Here is a 16,927-nt window from a genome sequence, read left to right on the forward strand (position 1 = left end):
ACTTTCTTGGCCTGAACTCACGTGGCCCGGCCTCAACCGGGCCAGCGCCCGGCCAACCGCAGCGCGAGCTCCGCCGGCGGCGCGAGTTCACCTCCGCGTACCGCCAGCTGGTCGGGCGCGGCCGGGTCGTAGCAGCCCTCGGGCGACTGGCCGGCGACCAGCGCACCACCGATGCGGTGCTTGAGCACGGCATCGACGTCGGCCGGATCGCTGCCGCTGAGCATCAGCACCGCACTGTCCGCGGACGGCAGCGCGGACAGCACCTCGCCCTCGGCCAGGAAACGCAGGCCCTCCGCGACCGATTCGAGACCGAGCCCGGCCGGCAGCACATAGACGAAGCCAGCCATCGCCATGCGACCCGGTTCGGCCAGATGGACCGGCAACGTGGTCGCCCGTTGCATCTGCGCGACGAGGCGGTCGTAGCGCCCGCCGTCGAGACGCTGCTGCACCAGCACCGGACGTGGGAAATCCACCGGCAGCGCGCCGAGGAGCTGGCGCACCGCATCCGGTCCGCCGATCCCGGCCAGCACCAGCACCGCACCAGGCAGCCCGCCTCCGGCGGCGTGGTCCTCGACCAGCTCAAGCGAAGCGATGCGCTGGTCCAGGTCGGCCAGGTCGCGGCCAAAGCGCTCGTCGGCAGCCCGGGTTTCGGCGGTGGCGTAGCTCCCGGTGCCGTCGTCGAGCGTCAACTCGCCGAAACCCGTGGTCGTCATCGAGATCCCGTCGGCCGCCGGGGCGTCGCGTTCCGATATCACGGAAGCCACCGGTGCATCATCGCCTGCGTCCTCGTTCTGCGGCTCGTCGAGCGAGAGACTGCGCAGGTGTTCGTCGAGGCCGAGGATCGGCTCCTGGTCGCTGCCACGCGCCGTGCTGGCGGTATCACCGCCTTCATCGAACACGATCTCGAAGCCGCCGGTACCGCCGTCGCCGAACTCGGTTTCCTCGCCCGCGTCCAGTTCGATGCCGTCGGATTCGAAACTGATCTCCAGTCCCGGCGAGAAGCCGTCGCCCGCACCGCCGCCAGCATCGGCGCCTTCCGCGTTCACCGGGTCGAATGCGTAGCTGACCTCGAAGCTCTCCAGCGCGGCTGCGTCTTCGGCGACCTCGCCGGAAACCGAAGCCGCGGACGACGCCTCCGGCTCGGCCAATGTCATTGCCGCTGGCGTGACGTTCGCAGCCGCTTCGGTGGCATTGGACCACTCGTCCAACGGGCCAGCGGCATCCGCGATCGGGTCGAACGCGGCGTAGTCCTCGTCGCTGACATCCGGCGCGCTCTGCAACCGCAGTCCCGGTTCGTCATGGCTACCGTCGGGCCTGGGTGGCAGCACGCGGTCGTGTCCCTGCAATTTGGCCAGCAGGTGGCGCTTCCAGCGCGCCGCCTCCCAGCCCTCGCGGGCCGCGGCGAGTTCCGCCTCCTCGTAGATCACGTCGATGCCCGGATTGCCGAGCACCGAGTCGAACCGCTCCAGCGCGTCCTCGATGTCGGGATCCAGCGCGACCAGGACCACCTCGGGGCTGGCCTCGGTCAACGACTCGACCGCGATCTCGGTCGGGTCGCCCTGCAACACGCTCTCGATACCGGCTTCGGCCAGCAGCGTCCGCAGCCGCTCTCCGGCGGCGGCGTGGCGCACAAGCAGGGCTACGCGGCGCACCGGTTCAGTCATGCTTCTGCTCGATCCCCAGCAGTTCGTAGACGTTGCGCAACAGCTCCGGCTCCTGGTATGGCTTGCCGAGGTAACGGTTGACGCCGATCTCCAGCGCGCGCTGGCGGTGCTTCTCGCCGGTACGCGAGGTGATCATCACGATCGGCACCTCGCGCAGGCGTGCATCGCCCTTCATCTGCGTCGCCAGTTCGTAACCGTCCATGCGCGGCATCTCGATGTCGAGCAGCATCAGGTCCGGCACCAGCTCGGCCATCCGCTCGAGTGCGTCGACGCCGTCCTTCGCGGTGGCGACCTCGAAGCCCTGGCGTTCGAGCACGCGGCCGGTGACCTTGCGCATCGTGACCGAGTCGTCGACCACCATGACCAGCGGCACCCGCCGGCTCTCCACGACCTGCGGCGGCTCGATGACGACATCGCGCGGCAGCGCGTTGCGGCGACGCACCAGCGGAGCGACGTCGAGGATCACGACCACGCGACCATCGCCCATGATGGTCGCGCCGAAGATGCCGGGCACCGAAGCGACCTGCGGGCCGATCGTCTTCACCACGATCTCGCGGTTGCCGACCACCTGGTCGACGCAGACCGCGGCGCGCAGCTCGCCGGATCGGATCAACAGCACCGGCATCTGCAGGTGGCCCTCGGCCTTGGCCGGCGCATGGCCGATCAACTCGCCGAGGTCGTGCACCGCGTATTCCTCGCCGCCGTACTCGTAGGTCGGCGACGCGCTTTCGAGCACGTCGCGCGCGACGCGTCCGACGCCCTGCACGGACGCGATCGGCACGGCAAAGGAGGTCTCGCCGATCTTGACGAACACCGCCTGGGTGACGGCCAGCGTCTGCGGCAGGCGCAGGGTGAAGGTGACGCCCCTGCCCGGCACCGAATGGATGTCGAGGCTGCCGCCGAGCTGATGGACCTCGCTGGCGACCACGTCCATGCCGACGCCGCGGCCGGCGAGCCGGCTGACCTCGCTGGCGGTCGAGAAGCCCGGCTCGAGGATCAGCATGTCGAGCTCGCCATCGGCGAGCGCCGCACTCTCGCCGATCAGGCCGCGCTCGATGCCGCGCCGGCGGATCGCGTCGCGATCCAGGCCGCGGCCGTCGTCGCCGACGACCAGCACGACCTCGGAGCCCTCGCGCCGCACCGCGATGCGGATGCTGCCTTCCTCGGACTTGCCGGCCTTCCTGCGCTCGGCCGGAGTCTCCAGGCCGTGCGCGACCGCGTTGCGGAGCATGTGCTCCAGCGGCGCGGTCATGCGTTCGAGCACGTTGCGATCGAGCTCGCCCTGCGAGCCTTCCAGCCTGAGCTGGACGTGCTTGCCGAGTTCGCCCGCCGCCTGGCGAACCACCCGGCGCAGGCGCGGCAGCATGCCGTCGATCGGCACCATGCGCGTGCGCATGAGACCTTCCTGCAGCTCGGAGCTCACCCGCGACTGTTGCAACAGCAGGGTTTCGTACTGGCGGGTCAGGTCGTCGAGCGTCTGCTGCAGGCTGCCCTGGTCGGCCGCCGACTCCGAAAGCGCACGCGACAGCTGCTGCAGCGTGGAGAAGCGGTCCAGCTCGAGCGGATCGAACGCCTGCTCACCACTGTCGGTCTCGCGCTGATAGCGCGCGACGATCTGGGCCTCGGTCTCGATCTCCAGGCGGCGCAGCTGGTCGCGCATGCGGGTATTGGTCTGCGCCATCTCGCTGATGGCGGCGCGGAACGCACCCAGCTGCTGCTCCAGGCGTGCGCGATAGATCGCGACCTCGCCGGCGTAGTTGACCAGGCGATCGAGCAGGTCGGCGCGGATGCGGACCTGCTCCTGCGGCACGCGGACGGTGATCTCGTCGTCGTCGCCGAGCACTTCGTCGCCGATCGGCTCCGATAGCGGACGCAACGCCGGCGCCGGCTCGGCCTGCCGCTGCGGCTCGACCGCCGCAGGCTGCTGCGCATCCGTCGAATCCGTCGCGCCCAGCGTGGTGACGCCACGGGCGCGGGCCTCGAACTCGGCGATCAGGGCGTCCGGCATCGCGATCGCCTGGTGTTCGCCGACCCGGGTGATCATCGCGTGCAGACGGTCGAATCCCTGCTCCAGCAGCGGCACGCCGTCGCGGCCAAGCACCTGCCGCTGCTCGGCCACGGCCTCCAGCAGCGACTCCATCACGTGGCCGAGCTCGCCCACGGCCATGATCCCGGCCATGCGCGCACCGCCCTTCAGCGTATGCAGGTCGCGTTGCAGGCCGGTCAGCGCATCGCGGTCTTCCGGTACCTCGCGCAGGCGCGCGAGCAGGCCATCGGAGTGGTCGAGCAGGTCGCCACCTTCCTCGACGAAGATGTCGACCAGTTCCATGTCGAGTCCGCCGACGTCGAGCGGCTGCTCCGGATCGGCCTCGACCGCCAGCGCCGCCAGCATCGCATGGGCGGCAGTGGGCTCGATCGCCGTGGCGGCTTCGCCACCGGATCCCGGCTCTGCCGCGGCTTCGGCGTCGACCGCCGCCTGCCGCGCCTGCTCGGCGTACTCGGCTTCCAGGCGTGCGTACTCCGCCTCTTCCTCGGCCTTCGCACGTTCGGCTTCGAGACGTTCGGCTTCGAGACGTTCGGCTTCGAGACGTTCGGCTTCGAGACGTTCGGCTTCGAGACGTTCGGCTTCGAGACGTTCGGCTTCGAGACGTTCGGCTTCGAGACGTTCGGCTTCGGCACGTTCGGCTTCGAGACGTTCGGCTTCGAGGCGCTCGGCTTCGAGACGTTCGGCTTCGGCACGTTCGGCTTCGAGACGTTCGGCTTCGAGGCGCTCGGCTTCGAGGCGCTCGGCTTCGAGACGTTCGGCTTCGAGACGTTCGGCTTCGAGACGCTCGGCTTCGAGACGCTCGGCTTCGAGACGCTCGGCTTCCGCACGCTCGGCCCTGATGCGCTCGGCCTCGGCCTGCTCGATCGTGGCGCGTTCGGCCTGCAGCCGTTCGGTTTCCAGGCGCTCGGCCGCCAACCGCTCGGTTTCCAGGCGCTCCGCCTCGATCCGTGCGGCCTCGGCCAGCTCCTCCTCGACAGCCGCGGTAGGACGCAGCAGATTCTCCGGCACCGCCTCGTCGGCGCGGTCGGCGAAGCCGCTGAGATCCAGCGAGTCCAGCTCGATCGCGTCCATGGAATCGGCCGCTTCGGCCGGCTCCACCAGCTCGGGCGGTGCCGGCTGCACGTTCGGCAATGCATCGCGCAGCGCCGCGACACGCGTGGCCAGGCCTTCGAATACCGGTACCCGCGGCTCCGGTGTCTTCAGCGCGGCCAGCGTCCGGCGGATCGCATCCGCGACCAGGGCCAGGGCGGCCACGCCCTCAGCGCCGACCGCTTCTCCCTGCACGAGCAGGCGTTTGACATAGCCCTCGGTCGGACCGGTGATCTCGGTGATCACCGGCACCTCGGTCATCGCGAATGCACCGTTGAGCGTGTGGATCGCGCGCTGCAGGCCATCGTTGACCGGCTGCGGCGCGGCCTGCGCGCGGTCGATCCAGGTCTCGATCGTCGACAGGTGCCCGGTGACCTCGGCATCGAGGATTTCGAGCAGCACCGCATCGACCGAGGCCGGCACGCCATCGGCCCGGGCATCCTCCACCGCGAAGTCGGCGGCGACCCCGGCCGCCACCGGTTCGTCCGCCGCCGGCTCCCCGCCTGCCTGCGCGGTGGTCTCCGGTTCTTCCACCGCCGGAGCAGCCTCGACCGGCGCTTCCGCAGCCGCGTCTTCGGATACAGGCGCCGGCGCGGTGTAGAACACCTCCTCGCCGGCGGCGACGCGATCAGCAACGGCCTCGATGCCGGCCAGGTCGGCGCTGACCGGCGCGGTGCCCGCCAGCGCCGCGTGCAGTTGCGGCAGTACGTCGAAGGCCTGCCCGACGATCGCGATGACCGCCGGACTGGCCGGGCGCGTGCCTTCCAGCACGCGGTTGAGCATGTTCTCGACCTTCCAGCTGAACTCGCCCAGCGCGCGCGCGCCGACCAGGCGGCCGCTGCCCTTGAGGGTATGGAACACGCGACGGATCGGGCGCAGGCGCTCGGGGTTGTCGGGTTCCTCCTGCCACACCGGCAGCAGCGCACCGAGGTGCGCCATCTCTTCGGTCAGTTCTTCGAGGAAGACCTCGCGGATGTCGTCGTCGATGTCCTCGTTCTGCTCGAAGCCGCCCTCGGCGCCGCTGATCGCTGCCGGTGCGGACGCCGCCGGAGCGGCCGCCTCGGCCGGGGCCGCGGGCACGCCGGCCCCGGCTGCCGGCGCGACAGGCACGCCGATGGGCGCCGTCGCAGGCGCATCCTGCGACATGACGCCGGCCAGGGCCTGGGAAACCGCCTGCCGGGTTTCCTCGTCGATGCCGACCGCTCCGGGCACCTCGCCGGCGGCGACGTGCGCGGCGCTGTCCGGGATCGGCCAGTAGCCGAGGGCCTCCAGGCTCTGCCGGGCGATGTCGAGGATGCGGTCGCGGTTCGGCCGCTGTTCGCGCACCGCTTCGAGGTAGTACTCCAGGCTGGCCAGGGTGTCGGCCATCGTGTCGAGTTGCGGACCGCTGGGGACCCGCCGCTTCTCCAGCAGCTCGGCCTCGGTATAGCGTCGCAGCCCGGTCAGGTACTCGCCCGGCAACGGCAGCTCGAGCATGCGCATCGCACCGCTGACCTCCTCCAGCAGGCGCGGCACCTCGGCCAGCTCGTCGTGGCTCCAGTTGGTCTCGACGAAGGCGACGAACGACTGCCGCGCATCGCTGAAGTTCGCGATCGCCTCGCGCACGACCACGTCGAGCACCCGTCGCGATTCGCTGGCAAGCAGGCTGTCCTCGGTCTTCTCGTCGACATGGCCGAGCCGCGAGACCTGGTCGTCGAGGGTCGCATCGACGTACAGCAGCGCGCCGGCGACATCGAGCAGCACGTTCTCGTCGGCCGGCCGCTGGCCGGTGACGACCTGGCGCAGCGTGTCGCGGTGCTGGACGACGACATTGCGCGCCATGCCCAGCCCCATCATGCCCAGGGTGTCGGCAACGCTGGTCAGCACGTCCACCTGCGGGCTCAGCGCGTCGACATCGCTCTGGTTCGTGCGCAGATACAGGTCGAGCGCGTCCTTGACCCGCAACAGGTCTTCCTTGATCGCCGCGGAGACGGTGTCCAGCAGCTCGCGGTTGCGTCCACTGAGACTGCCGCGCGCGTGCTCCAGTTCGGATTCGCTCGGCACCTGGGCGTCGAGGTCGAAAGTCTTGCGCAGGCCGTCCAGGCCCGGGTGGCTGGCCGAGCTGTGGGCGACGTGGTAGAGCAGTTGGCGGGTCGGCTCTGCCGCAGGCGTGCTGCGCGGACCGCTGAAATCGTCGCCCTCCAGCATCTGCCGCGCCTCGCGTTCGACGCCGCCGAAGGCCTGGCGCAGCGCGCGGGTCGGCTGCTGCGCCTGGTCGCGGATCGCACAGGCCACCGAATGCGCGACCCACAGCATGCGGCGCAGGCGTTCGATGGTGACGTCGGAGAGCAGGCCTTCGATCGCCGCGACCAGTCCCGCCGGATCGGCCGGACCGCCGTTCTCGGGCCAGTCGGCGAGGGCCTGGCGGAATGCACCCAGATGCGATGCCGAGGCCGCTTCGCTGACGGCGCCGGACGATGGCATCGGCAAAGTGTCCGGCAGCGGCCGGTCGAGATTCGGCGCGAACAGCACGCTCTCGTTGAGGCCGACCTCGCCTCGTGTGGCACGCAGTTCGTTGAGCAGCGGCAGCAGCACGATCGGGATGTCGCGGTGACCGCCCTGCAGGCGTTCCAGATAGTCCGGCAGCTGCACCGCGCCGCGCATCAGCACCGCGCAGGCCTCTTCGCGGTTGTCGATCTCGCCATGCAGCAACGCCAGCGACAGCCGCTCCATTTCCTCGGCGACCATCGCCGGGGCGTACAGCTCGACCATCCTCAGCGTGCCGTGCACCTGGTGCAGGTGGGCGGCGCAGCTGCGCATCCGCGAGGTGTCGCCCTGGTTCTCGGCGAACGCCTCGATCTCCTCGCGCGCCTGTCGCAGAGTCTGGTCCAGCTCGGGCTTGATCCAGCCAAGCGTGGTGGTGTCGATCGCGTCGCTCATCACGGTCATGCGCGCCCCTCCGCTCCTGCGCGGCGGCGCGACCTGTGCAATGTGTGCGTCCGGGAATCGAACATGCTCGGCTCGCTCATCGTACTGCCGGCCCCGCGCGTCAGGCCGGGAGCTTGAAGTCGGCGACCGAACGGCGCAGGTCGGCGGCGAGCTGGGCCAGGTTTCCGATCGACTGCGCCGTCTGGCTGGCGCCCTGCGAGGTCTGTGCGGTGATCGACTGGATGGTGTTCATGGTCTCGGTGATGTTCGACGCAGCGCTGGTCTGCTGCTGCGCGGCGTTGGAGATGCCCTGGATCAACCCGGACAGATCGGACGACACCTTTTCGATCTCACCCAGCGCGGTACCCGCGTCCTCGGCCAGGCGCGCACCGGCGACCACCTCGGATGTCGTCTGTTCCATCGAGCTCACAGCTTCGTTGGTATCGGACTGAATTGTCTGGACCAGCGTCTCGATTCGCTTGGTCGCGTTGGACGCGCGCTCCGCGAGTCGCTGCACTTCGTCCGCCACCACCGCGAAGCCGCGGCCCGCCTCGCCCGCCGACGCCGCCTGGATCGCGGCGTTCAGCGCGAGGATGTTCGTCTGCTCGGAGATGTCGTTGATCAGTTCGACGATCGAGCCGATTTCCTGCGAGCTTTCGCCCAGGCGCTTGATTCGCTTGGACGTCTCCTGGATCTGGTCGCGGATGTTGTCCATGCCGGCGATCGTCTGGCGCACGACGCCCGCGCCCTTGGTCGCGATCTGCACGGAGCGCTGCGCCACGTCCGCGGACTCGGCGGAGTTGCGCGAAACCTGGTTGATGCTCTGCGCGATTTCGCTGATGCGGCTGGAGGCGGAGTTGATCTCCTGCGCCTGGTGCTCGGCGGCCTCGGCCAGGTGCATCGCGGTCGCCTGCGTCTCCTGGGCGCTGGAGGCGACCTGCACCGACGTGTCGGTGATCGTCTGCACCAGGCTTCGCAGCTGTTCGACGGCGAAGTTGATCGAGTCCGCGATCGCGCCGGTCATGTCCTCGGTCACGGTCGCCTTCACGGTCAGGTCGCCTTCCGCGAGCGAGCCCATCTCGTCCAGCAGGCGCATGATCGCCTCCTGGTTGCGGTCGTTGAGTTCCTTGGTGGTCAGGTAGCGCTGCCTCTGCGCGGTGTTCAGCGACACCACCAGCAGCACGATGGCGAGCAGCGCGATCGCACCGGACACGATGCTGATCCAGATGTTGCCGAGCAGGCTGGTGTCCTTCAGCGAGCCGAAGGCGGTGAACGCGTTGAACAGCGCGTCGCTTTCGCTCAGCAGGGTGTCGGCGCCCTCGGTGATCGTGGCGACCGAAGTCTGCGCCTGCGACAGATCGGGCGAAGCGGCGAGGATCGCGTCGGCGTCCTTCTTCATCTCCGCCCACAGCGCCTCGACCTGGCCGAGCGCGGCGACCGCCCCGGAGTTGGTCAGCGCGGTGATGCTCGGGTTCTCGGCGCCGTTGCGCAGGCCCGTAAGGACGTTGTCGAACACCAGCACGTCGCGGGCGAGCGCGTCGCTAGCCATCGTCGCGCCGCTGCCGCCGGCCTGGATCTCGGTGATGCGGCGGGCGATCGTACCGGACAGCACGACCTGGCGCAGTGCGTAGTAGACCTGCGATGACGACGAGCCGCTGGACGACATCGCGCGGACCAGCTCGTCGAGGTTGGCCTGCAGCTGCGGCACCTTGGCGCTGAAGTTGTTGGCGTTGCCGGCGAAGCCCAGCACCGCCTGCTCGCTCGCGATCAGCTGGTCGGCGCCCTTGCCCAGGGGCGCCCAGGTGTCGGACACGCTCTTGATCGGTCCCGCGACGCCGGCGGTGCTGCCGAAGTTCGCGTTCAGGCTGGAGACGTGCTCGTCGATCTCGGCCTTGGTCGTCTTGAACGCGGTGAACGCCGCCTGGTCACCACCGACCGCCGCTCGGCCCTGCACCGCGAGCTGCTGCGACAGCACGCGCAAGTCCGAGGCCGCGGAGCTGGCGCCGCCGAGGCGGGACGCCTTGTAGATCGAGTAGCCGGTATTGAGGCCGAACACCAGCAGGGCGATGCCCAGCACCGTCAGCCAGGTATTGACGCCGTACTGGCGGACCTTGCCCACAGCGTTATTCATGTCACTGCTCATGATTCGACCTCAAGTGCGTTGCGATTGCCTGGTCCGGCAAGGTGTTCGGCACGCGGCATGTCCGAGGCAGCCTGCCTGAATTCGGGTGTACGGGTGAGTCTGTCGAGGCTGAATATGCCCCAGGTGGCGTCGTCGAGCCGGTAGGCGCGATCGATGAAGTGCTGATAGCGGCCGGCGATCGTCGGGTTCTCGCCCGCCCCGTCGGAGGGCGGCTGCGCATCGATCATGTGCTCCTCGATGAAGCTGCGCTGGCCGTACAGTTCGTCGATCAGCACCGCGACGTTGCCGCCGGACTGGCGCACCAGCAGGATCCGCTGCCCCTCGTGCAGGACGGTGCGCTCGCCTTCGAGGAACTGCTTCAGGTCGACGACCGGCAGCAGGTTGCCGCGCACGTTGGCCAGCCCTAACAGCCACGGCTGCGCACCCGGCACCGGGGTGACCTGGGGCAGCGTGAGGATCTCGATCACCTCGTCGAAGCCCGAGGCGAGCCGGTGGCCGCCGATGCGGTAGCCGACGCCGCGCCACATGCCCGGCGCGTCGATCTGCTCAGGCAGGCCCACCACATGCGAAAGGCTGCGCCGCTCGTAGTCGGCCAATACCTCGAACGGAGTCATCTGCGTGGCCACGCCTGCCTCAATCGCCCAGCAGGTCGTTGATGCGCGCGACCAGCTCGTCCTCGCGGGGCGGCTTGACGATGTAGTCCTTCGCCCCCTGGCGCAGACCCCAGGCCTTGTCGGTGTCCATGCCCTTGGTGCTGACGATCAGCACCGGAATGTGCTTGGTATCGGCGTCGCGGGACAGGGCGCGCGTCGCCTGGAACCCGTTCATGCCGGGCAGCACCACGTCCATCAGCACCAGGTCCGGAAGCTCGCGGCGACAGACGTCGATGCCGTCCTCGGCGTTCCCGGACGCCAGTACCTGGTGGCCGTTGCGTTCGAGCAACTGGGTCAGGACCGCCGTATCGGTCGGCGAATCCTCGATCAGAAGAATGCGTGCCATCGTTGCCCTACCCCCCGGTCAGGCGTTGTGTGCTTCGGTGTGGACGTGCGTGCGGATCGCGCCGAGCAGTTCCTCGCGCGTGAAAGGCTTGGTCAGGTACTGCTCGGAACCGACGATCCTGCCACGTGCCTTGTCGAACAACCCGTCCTTGGACGACAGCATGATCACGGGGGTGCCCTTGAACAGCTGGTTGCTCTTGATCAGCGCGCAGGTCTGATACCCATCCAGGCGCGGCATCATGATGTCCACGAAGATGATGTGCGGCTGCTGGTCGGCGATCTTCGCCAGTGCTTCGAATCCATCGATGGCGGTGACCACGTCACAGCCCTCACGTTTCAGCAACGTCTCTGCGGTGCGTCTGATGGTCTTGGAGTCATCGATCACCATGACCCGCAACCCATCGAGACTGCCTGTACGGCCCTCGTCAAACATTCCTGCTTCCCCGGGATTTCCCCAAATGCGGGCGCCATAGTTATGTCGAACATCGCGACGCCTCGCGATACCCGCCTTTATTCCAAGCCTGACAGCCACTGTCAAGCACAAAGTTCACGGCAAACATGCTAAACAGGCCGGTTTCACGGAAACCGCAACGCGGCCGACCGCCATGCATGCGCCGCGGTATCGTCCGGCGACGGTCGCGGTCGTCAATCCCGGCCCGCACCCCTGCTACCATCGCCGTCTCTCCGCCACAGCGCCCGCCATGCCGCTCGACATCGTCGTCGTGATGGACCCGATCGGATCCATCAAGATCGCCAAGGACTCTACCTTCGCCATGTTGCTGGAAGCGCAGCGCCGCGGGCATCGCCTGCACTACGTGCTGCCCGGCGGGCTGTCGCTGCGCGACGGCCGCCCGACCGCGCTCGCGGCCCCGCTGACGGTGCGAGAGGACCCGGCTGGATGGTTCGAAATGGGAGAACCGTCACATTTCGAGCTGGGGCGCGGACAGATCGTGCTGATGCGCAAGGACCCGCCGGTCGACGCCGAGTACATCCACGACACCCAGATCCTCGGCATCGCCCAGCTCGCCGGGGCGATGGTGGTGAACGACCCGCAGGGTCTGCGCGACTACAACGAGAAACTGGCCGCGCTGCTTTTCCCCGAATGCTGCCCGCCGACCCTGGTCACCCGCGACGCGGCCTCGCTGAAGGCCTTCGTCACCGGACACGGCGAGGCGGTGCTCAAACCGCTCGACGGCATGGGCGGGCGCTCGATCTTCCGGGCCCGCGCCGGCGAGCCCAACCTCAACGTGATCCTGGAGACCCTGACCGAGGGCGGCCGCCGCCTGGCGATGGCGCAGCGCTACCTGCCGGAGATCGCCGACGGCGACAAGCGCATCCTGCTGGTCGACGGAGAACCGGTCGACTACTGCCTGGCGCGTATCCCGCAGGGCGACGAGTTCCGCGGCAACCTCGCCGCCGGCGGCCGCGGCGAGGCGCGGCCACTGAGCGAGCGCGACCGCTGGATCGCCGCCCAGGTCGGCCCGGAAATGAAGCGGCGCGGGATGCTGTTCGTCGGCCTGGACGTGATCGGCGATTACCTGACCGAGGTCAACGTGACCAGCCCGACCTGCATCCGCGAGATCGACGCCGCCTACGGCATCAACATCGCCGGCATGCTGTTCGATGCCATCGAGGCAAGGGCCGGCGAGCAAGGGCCGAGAGCCGAGGGCTGAGGCTGTACCGCCCCTGCCCGCAACCCAGCAGCCCATACCCCAGCAACCCCGTCCATCTTCAAAGCCAGTGTCCACCCTCGCCGCCCCGCCCGCTTCCGAAGACGGCCGCCTGACCGCCACCCTGGTGCTGTCGCTGCTGGTCCACGGCATGCTGCTGCTCGGTGTGGGGTTCGCGCTGGAGAGCGCCGCACCGGTGGTACCGACGCTGGACGTGATCCTGACCCAGACCCGCAGCCCGTTGACCCAGGCACAGGCCGACTTCCTGGCCCAGGCCAGCAACCAGGGCGGCGGCGAGCACGACAAGAGCACCCGACCGCGCGACAACCAGACCGGCCCGGCGCCGCAGGACCAGCCCGGCGTGGCCCCGCGCCCGTTGCGGGCGCAGTCGCCGCAGGCGCAGCCCGAGCCCGTCGCCCGGGTGGTCAGCAGCGCGCGCGGCGAATCGACGGTGGAGCGCGAACGCGACACTCCCGATCCTGACGTCCTGCCGCTGCCGCATGGCGAAGAGAAGATCGAGCGCGACATGGCGATGGCCCGGCTTGCAGCCGAGATACACCTGCGCTCGGAACGCTACGCCAAGCGGCCGAAGCGCAAGTTCGTCTCCGCCAGCACCCAGGAATACGCGTGGGCGACCTACCTGCGCGAATGGGTGGACCGGGTCGAGCGGATCGGCAACCTGAACTATCCGGACGAGGCGCGCCGGCGCCGGCTCGGCGGCCAGGTCGTGATCAGCGTGGCGATCCGGCGCGACGGTTCGGTCGAGCGCGCCGACATCGTCAGGAGCAGCGGCACCCCGCTGCTGGACTCCTCCGCGCTGCGCATCGCCCGCCTCGCCGAGCCTTACCCGCCGCTGCCGAAGACCGAGGAAAACCCGGACGTCCTCCACGTGACCCGGACCTGGAACTTCATGCCGGGCGGGCAGCTGATCGACGATTAGGGCAGCCCACCCCGACAACGACGCAGCTGCGATCGTCGCCTTCACGGAAGCCTGATCGCGGCTTACGCCGCTCCTGGATCGTGGAGCCCAGCCCCCGAGCCAGGACGGAATTCTGGCCACAGGCGCGAAAGGGGATGTGGAAGCGCAAGGTCGGGGCCCAGGGTCTGCGCAGCACCCCTGGGGGATCCCGGACGCGGCCAGGGAATCGCGGCGTGCGCCGCTCCTGCGCGGAGCCTGGCGGGACGGGCACTACCCGCTCCGCGACTCCCGCAGGGCCCGCTGCTCGGCCAGCGTCAGGGCGACGTTGTCGCGCAGGTAGGCCGGCTCGACACGCTCGGGCGCCAGCGCCTCGCCGCGCTCGAACGCGGCGGCGCCAAGACGCACGACATCGGCGGCATGCGGCAGCTCCCGCTCGGCGACCGTGGCCAGACGCCCATCCAGCACCCGGCGCAGCGCACCGTCGACCGCGGCGAAGCCGGTGCCGACGCCATGCCAGTCGGTCACGTCGGCGGGCGCGCCCGCCGGCAGCACGAACCCGTCCGGAGACAAGACCCGCTCCTCGCCGTAGCGGAACGGCAGCGGCGCGGATGCGCCGCCGTCATGCCGCTCGTACGCGGCGACATAGACCTCGCCCATCCGCGCGTCGATCGCGGCAAGCACGTGCCTGCCGGCCGAACGCATCGCCAGTGCCGCCAGCGTCGACACCGGGAGCAACGGCCGGTCCAGCGCCAGCGCCATCCCCTGCGCCAGGGCGATCGCCAGGCGCACTCCGGTGAATGCACCCGGGCCGCGGCCGAGCGCGATCGCGTCGAGCTGGGTGCGCGCGATCCCGGCCTCGGCCAGCAACTGGCCGGCCCATGGCAGGGTCAGCTCGGCATGCCGGCGCGGCGCGATCTGGAACCGCTCGACCACTTCGCCATCGAGCCACAACGCGACCGAGCAGGCCTCGGTGGCGGTCTCCAGCGCCAGCAGCTTCATTCGCCGCCCCCATCCTGGTCCGGGGCCGGCTCCGCTGCGGATTGCCACAACTCGACCAGATGCCCTTCCGGATCCATCACGTAGCCGAAGCTGCCCTGCTCGCCGTCCTCACGGCGATCGAGCACGTTGCAGCCCTCCGCCCGCAGCGCGGCCAGGGTCGCGTCGAGGTCGTCGACGCGGAAGTTGAACATGAATGGCTTGTCGCTGGGCTGGAAATACGTGGTGCCGGCCTTGAACGGCGACCACACCGTGTACGCGCGCTCGCCGGTGTCGTCACGGCGCCACGGGAACACCGCACCGCCCCAGTCCTGCATGCCGATGCCGAGGTGCTCGGCATACCAGGCGGCGAGCGCCGCGGGGTCGCCGACCTTGAAGAACACGCCTCCCAGGCCATGGACGCGGGGCTTGTCGCGGGCGTTGTCGTCGGCCATCACGGACTCCTCAGAACAGGTCGGCACCACGCGGCGCGGGCGCGTCGGTTCCGCATTCTCGCCCAAAGAACGCACGGACGTCGTCGGCATCGCGGCTGCGCGGCAACGGCGGCAGCGAATCGAGGAACACCTTGCCGTAGCTGCGCCCGAGCAGGCGCGGGTCGCACAGCACCAGCACCCCGCGGTCGCGCTCGCTGCGGATCAGCCGGCCAGCGCCCTGCTTGAGCGCGATCACCGCCTGCGGCAACTGCTCGTCGCGGAACGGATTGCCGCCGCCGCGACGGATCGCGTCCAGCCGCGCCTCGAACACCGGGTCGTCGGGCGCGGCGAACGGCAATTTGTCGATCACCACCACGCTCAACGCGTCCCCGGCGACATCGACGCCTTCGCGGAAGCTCGCCGCGCCGAGCAGCACGCCGTTGCCGGACGCGCGGAAACGCTCCAGCAGCAGGCCGCGTGGCGCCTCGCCCTGGACGAACAGCGGCCAGGGACAGTCGCCGCCACGCAGCAGAGCGGCGACTTCGCGCAGCGCGCGATGCGATGCGAACAGCAGGAATGCCCGCCCGTTCGAGGCCTCCAGCACCGGACGCACCGCGGCGATGAGCGCTTCGCCGTAATCGCGCGATGCAGGGTCCGGCATCCGGCGCGGCAGGTAGCACAGCGCCTGGGTTTCCCAGTCGAACGGACTGGGCGCGAGCAGGGTCTGCGGTTCGACCAGGCCGAGCTTGTCGGCGTAGTGCCCGAACCCGCCGCCGATCGCGAGCGTTGCCGATGTGAACACCCATGCCGCCTTCGAACGCTCGCGATGCTCGGCCAGCGGACCGGCGACGTCGAGCGGGGTACGGCTGAGACGGAAGCCGCGCGCGGTCAGCTCGTACCAGCGCACGCTGTCGGCGTCGTCCGGAACCCCGGGCGGCATCCGGTCGTCGGGATCGGGCGGTGGCGGGGCCGTCCGGTCGTCGCCCTCGATATCCCGCCAGCGTTGCAGCCGTGCCAGGTAGTCACCGGCGCGGAACGTGCAGGCCTCGAAGCCCGGCGATGCACCACGCAGCGGCTCCAGCACCGCCGACAACCCCGCCAGCGCCTGCGCCAGCGACTCGAGCGCGTCTTCGGCGACGGCCAGTTCCCGCGCGCGCGCGCGGGTACCGCGCACCGGCAGGTCGTCCATCGCCGCGCGCAGCGCCCGGGCCGCCTGTTCCAGCGCGCGCGCCGGATCCTGGACCGCCGCCAGCGCGCCCGGCACCTCCTTGCACTCGGCGACCGTGTCGCGCGCCAGCTCGACCAGCGGCCGAGCACTCAGCGCCTCGCCGAAGAACTGCGACGCCAGGTCGGGCAGCTGATGGGCTTCGTCGACGACGAAGGCCTGGGCGCCGGGGAGTATCTCGCCGAAGCCTTCCTGCTTGAGCGCGAGGTCGGCCAGCAGCAGATGGTGGTTGACCACGACCAGATCGGCCGATTGCGCCCGCTGCCGGGCCTGGACGACGAAACAGTCGGAAAAGAACGGGCATTCGCTGCCCAGGCAGTTGTCGACGGTCGAGGTGACCACCGGAATCAGCGGCGAGTCCTCGCCGAGCCCTTCGACTTCGGCCAGGTCGCCCATCTTCGTGCGCCCGGCCCAGGCGACGATACGCTGGAACTGCGCGACCATCTCGCGGCTGGCGAAGCGCGGCTCACCCTTCGCCTGGTTCAACCGGTAATGGCACAGGTAGTTGGCGCGCCCTTTCAACAGCGCGGTCTTCAGACCGACCCCGAGCGCGTCGCGCACGCGTGGCAGGTCGCGGTGGTAGAGCTGGTCCTGCAGCGCACGGGTGCCGGTTGAGACGATGGTCTTGACCCCCGACAGCAGCGCCGGCACCAGGTAGGCGAAGGTCTTGCCGGTGCCGGTGCCGGCCTCGGCGATCAGCGTCCCACGGGACTCGAACGCGGCGGCGACCGCGGCCGACAGCGCCTGCTGGGCCGGGCGCGGGGCGAATGCATCGAGGTTGCGGGCGAGCGCGCCGCCCTCCTCCAGCGCTTCCCGCACAGCCCGGACGAGCCGGGAATCCTGTCCTGCCATCGAC

The 16,927-nt window shown here is 69.7% G+C and carries 11 protein-coding genes and 2 pseudogenes; 3 read left to right on the forward strand and 10 right to left on the reverse strand.

Annotation, left to right across the window (positions count from 1 at the left end; genetic code table 11):
* Positions 1-32 precede the first annotated feature (32 nt).
* Both L3V18_RS09195 and L3V18_RS19420 read right to left on the reverse strand, forming a co-directional pair.
* The gene (locus L3V18_RS09195; RefSeq protein ID WP_237054385.1) at positions 33-1,664 is read right to left on the reverse strand and encodes a chemotaxis protein CheB; all 1,632 of its coding nucleotides are present in this window, start codon (positions 1,662-1,664) and stop codon (positions 33-35) included.
* Entirely contained in the window at positions 1,657-4,056 is a 2,400-nt protein-coding gene (locus L3V18_RS19420) for a response regulator (protein WP_425493506.1), read from the reverse strand. The genes L3V18_RS09195 and L3V18_RS19420 overlap by 8 nt, the downstream gene beginning before the upstream one ends.
* Positions 4,057-4,175: 119 nt before the next feature.
* Here L3V18_RS19420 and L3V18_RS19425 point away from each other — a divergent pair, with 119 nt between their 5' ends.
* Positions 4,176-4,550, forward strand: a complete 375-nt coding sequence (locus L3V18_RS19425; protein ID WP_425493507.1) for a pentapeptide repeat-containing protein — start codon at positions 4,176-4,178, stop codon at positions 4,548-4,550.
* 958 nt (positions 4,551-5,508) lie between these two features.
* On the opposite strand, the pseudogene L3V18_RS19430 reads toward L3V18_RS19425, so the two are convergent.
* The 5 genes and pseudogenes from L3V18_RS19430 to L3V18_RS09220 form a co-directional block, all read right to left on the reverse strand.
* Positions 5,509-7,728 (reverse strand): annotated as a pseudogene (locus L3V18_RS19430) (Hpt domain-containing protein); the annotation flags it as partial.
* A gap of 100 nt (positions 7,729-7,828) precedes the next feature.
* A complete protein-coding gene (locus tag L3V18_RS09205; protein ID WP_237054387.1) occupies positions 7,829-9,838 on the reverse strand; it encodes a methyl-accepting chemotaxis protein in 2,010 nt (669 codons plus the stop codon).
* A 74-nt stretch (positions 9,839-9,912) separates the two neighbouring features.
* Positions 9,913-10,464: pseudogene (locus L3V18_RS09210) on the reverse strand (chemotaxis protein CheW); the annotation flags it as partial.
* A 19-nt stretch (positions 10,465-10,483) separates the two neighbouring features.
* Positions 10,484-10,849 (reverse strand): response regulator, encoded by a 366-nt coding sequence (locus tag L3V18_RS09215; protein ID WP_237054388.1) that lies wholly within the window; start codon positions 10,847-10,849, stop codon positions 10,484-10,486.
* An 18-nt stretch (positions 10,850-10,867) separates the two neighbouring features.
* Positions 10,868-11,281, reverse strand: coding sequence for a response regulator (locus L3V18_RS09220; RefSeq protein WP_111267216.1), 414 nt, complete (start codon positions 11,279-11,281; stop codon positions 10,868-10,870).
* 268 nt (positions 11,282-11,549) lie between these two features.
* Here L3V18_RS09220 and gshB point away from each other — a divergent pair, with 268 nt between their 5' ends.
* Complete coding sequence (gshB, locus tag L3V18_RS09225) at positions 11,550-12,521, forward strand: glutathione synthase (protein WP_237054389.1); 972 nt, start codon at positions 11,550-11,552, stop codon at positions 12,519-12,521.
* Positions 12,522-12,588: 67 nt separating this feature from the next.
* Positions 12,589-13,458, forward strand: a complete 870-nt coding sequence (locus tag L3V18_RS09230) for an energy transducer TonB (protein ID WP_237054390.1) — start codon at positions 12,589-12,591, stop codon at positions 13,456-13,458.
* Positions 13,459-13,707: 249 nt separating this feature from the next.
* Here the strand turns inward: L3V18_RS09230 and tsaB are convergent, their stop codons facing one another.
* Genes tsaB through yoaA form a run of 3 tightly spaced genes read right to left on the reverse strand, consistent with a single transcriptional unit; the run spans position 13,708 to position 16,923 of the window.
* The gene (gene tsaB, locus L3V18_RS09235) at positions 13,708-14,436 is read right to left on the reverse strand and encodes a tRNA (adenosine(37)-N6)-threonylcarbamoyltransferase complex dimerization subunit type 1 TsaB (RefSeq protein WP_237054391.1); all 729 of its coding nucleotides are present in this window, start codon (positions 14,434-14,436) and stop codon (positions 13,708-13,710) included.
* On the reverse strand, positions 14,433-14,867 hold the full coding sequence (locus tag L3V18_RS09240; RefSeq protein WP_237054392.1) for a VOC family protein: 435 nt from the start codon (positions 14,865-14,867) through the stop codon (positions 14,433-14,435). Before L3V18_RS09240 ends, tsaB begins: the two co-directional genes overlap by 4 nt.
* Positions 14,868-14,877: 10 nt before the next feature.
* Positions 14,878-16,923: a DNA repair helicase YoaA gene (gene yoaA / locus L3V18_RS09245; RefSeq protein ID WP_237054393.1), complete on the reverse strand. Its 2,046-nt coding sequence runs from the start codon at positions 16,921-16,923 to the stop codon at positions 14,878-14,880.
* Positions 16,924-16,927 lie beyond the last annotated feature (4 nt).

The sequence above is a fragment of the Marilutibacter chinensis genome (assembly GCF_021725675.1).
GTDB lineage: Bacteria > Pseudomonadota > Gammaproteobacteria > Xanthomonadales > Xanthomonadaceae > Marilutibacter > Marilutibacter chinensis.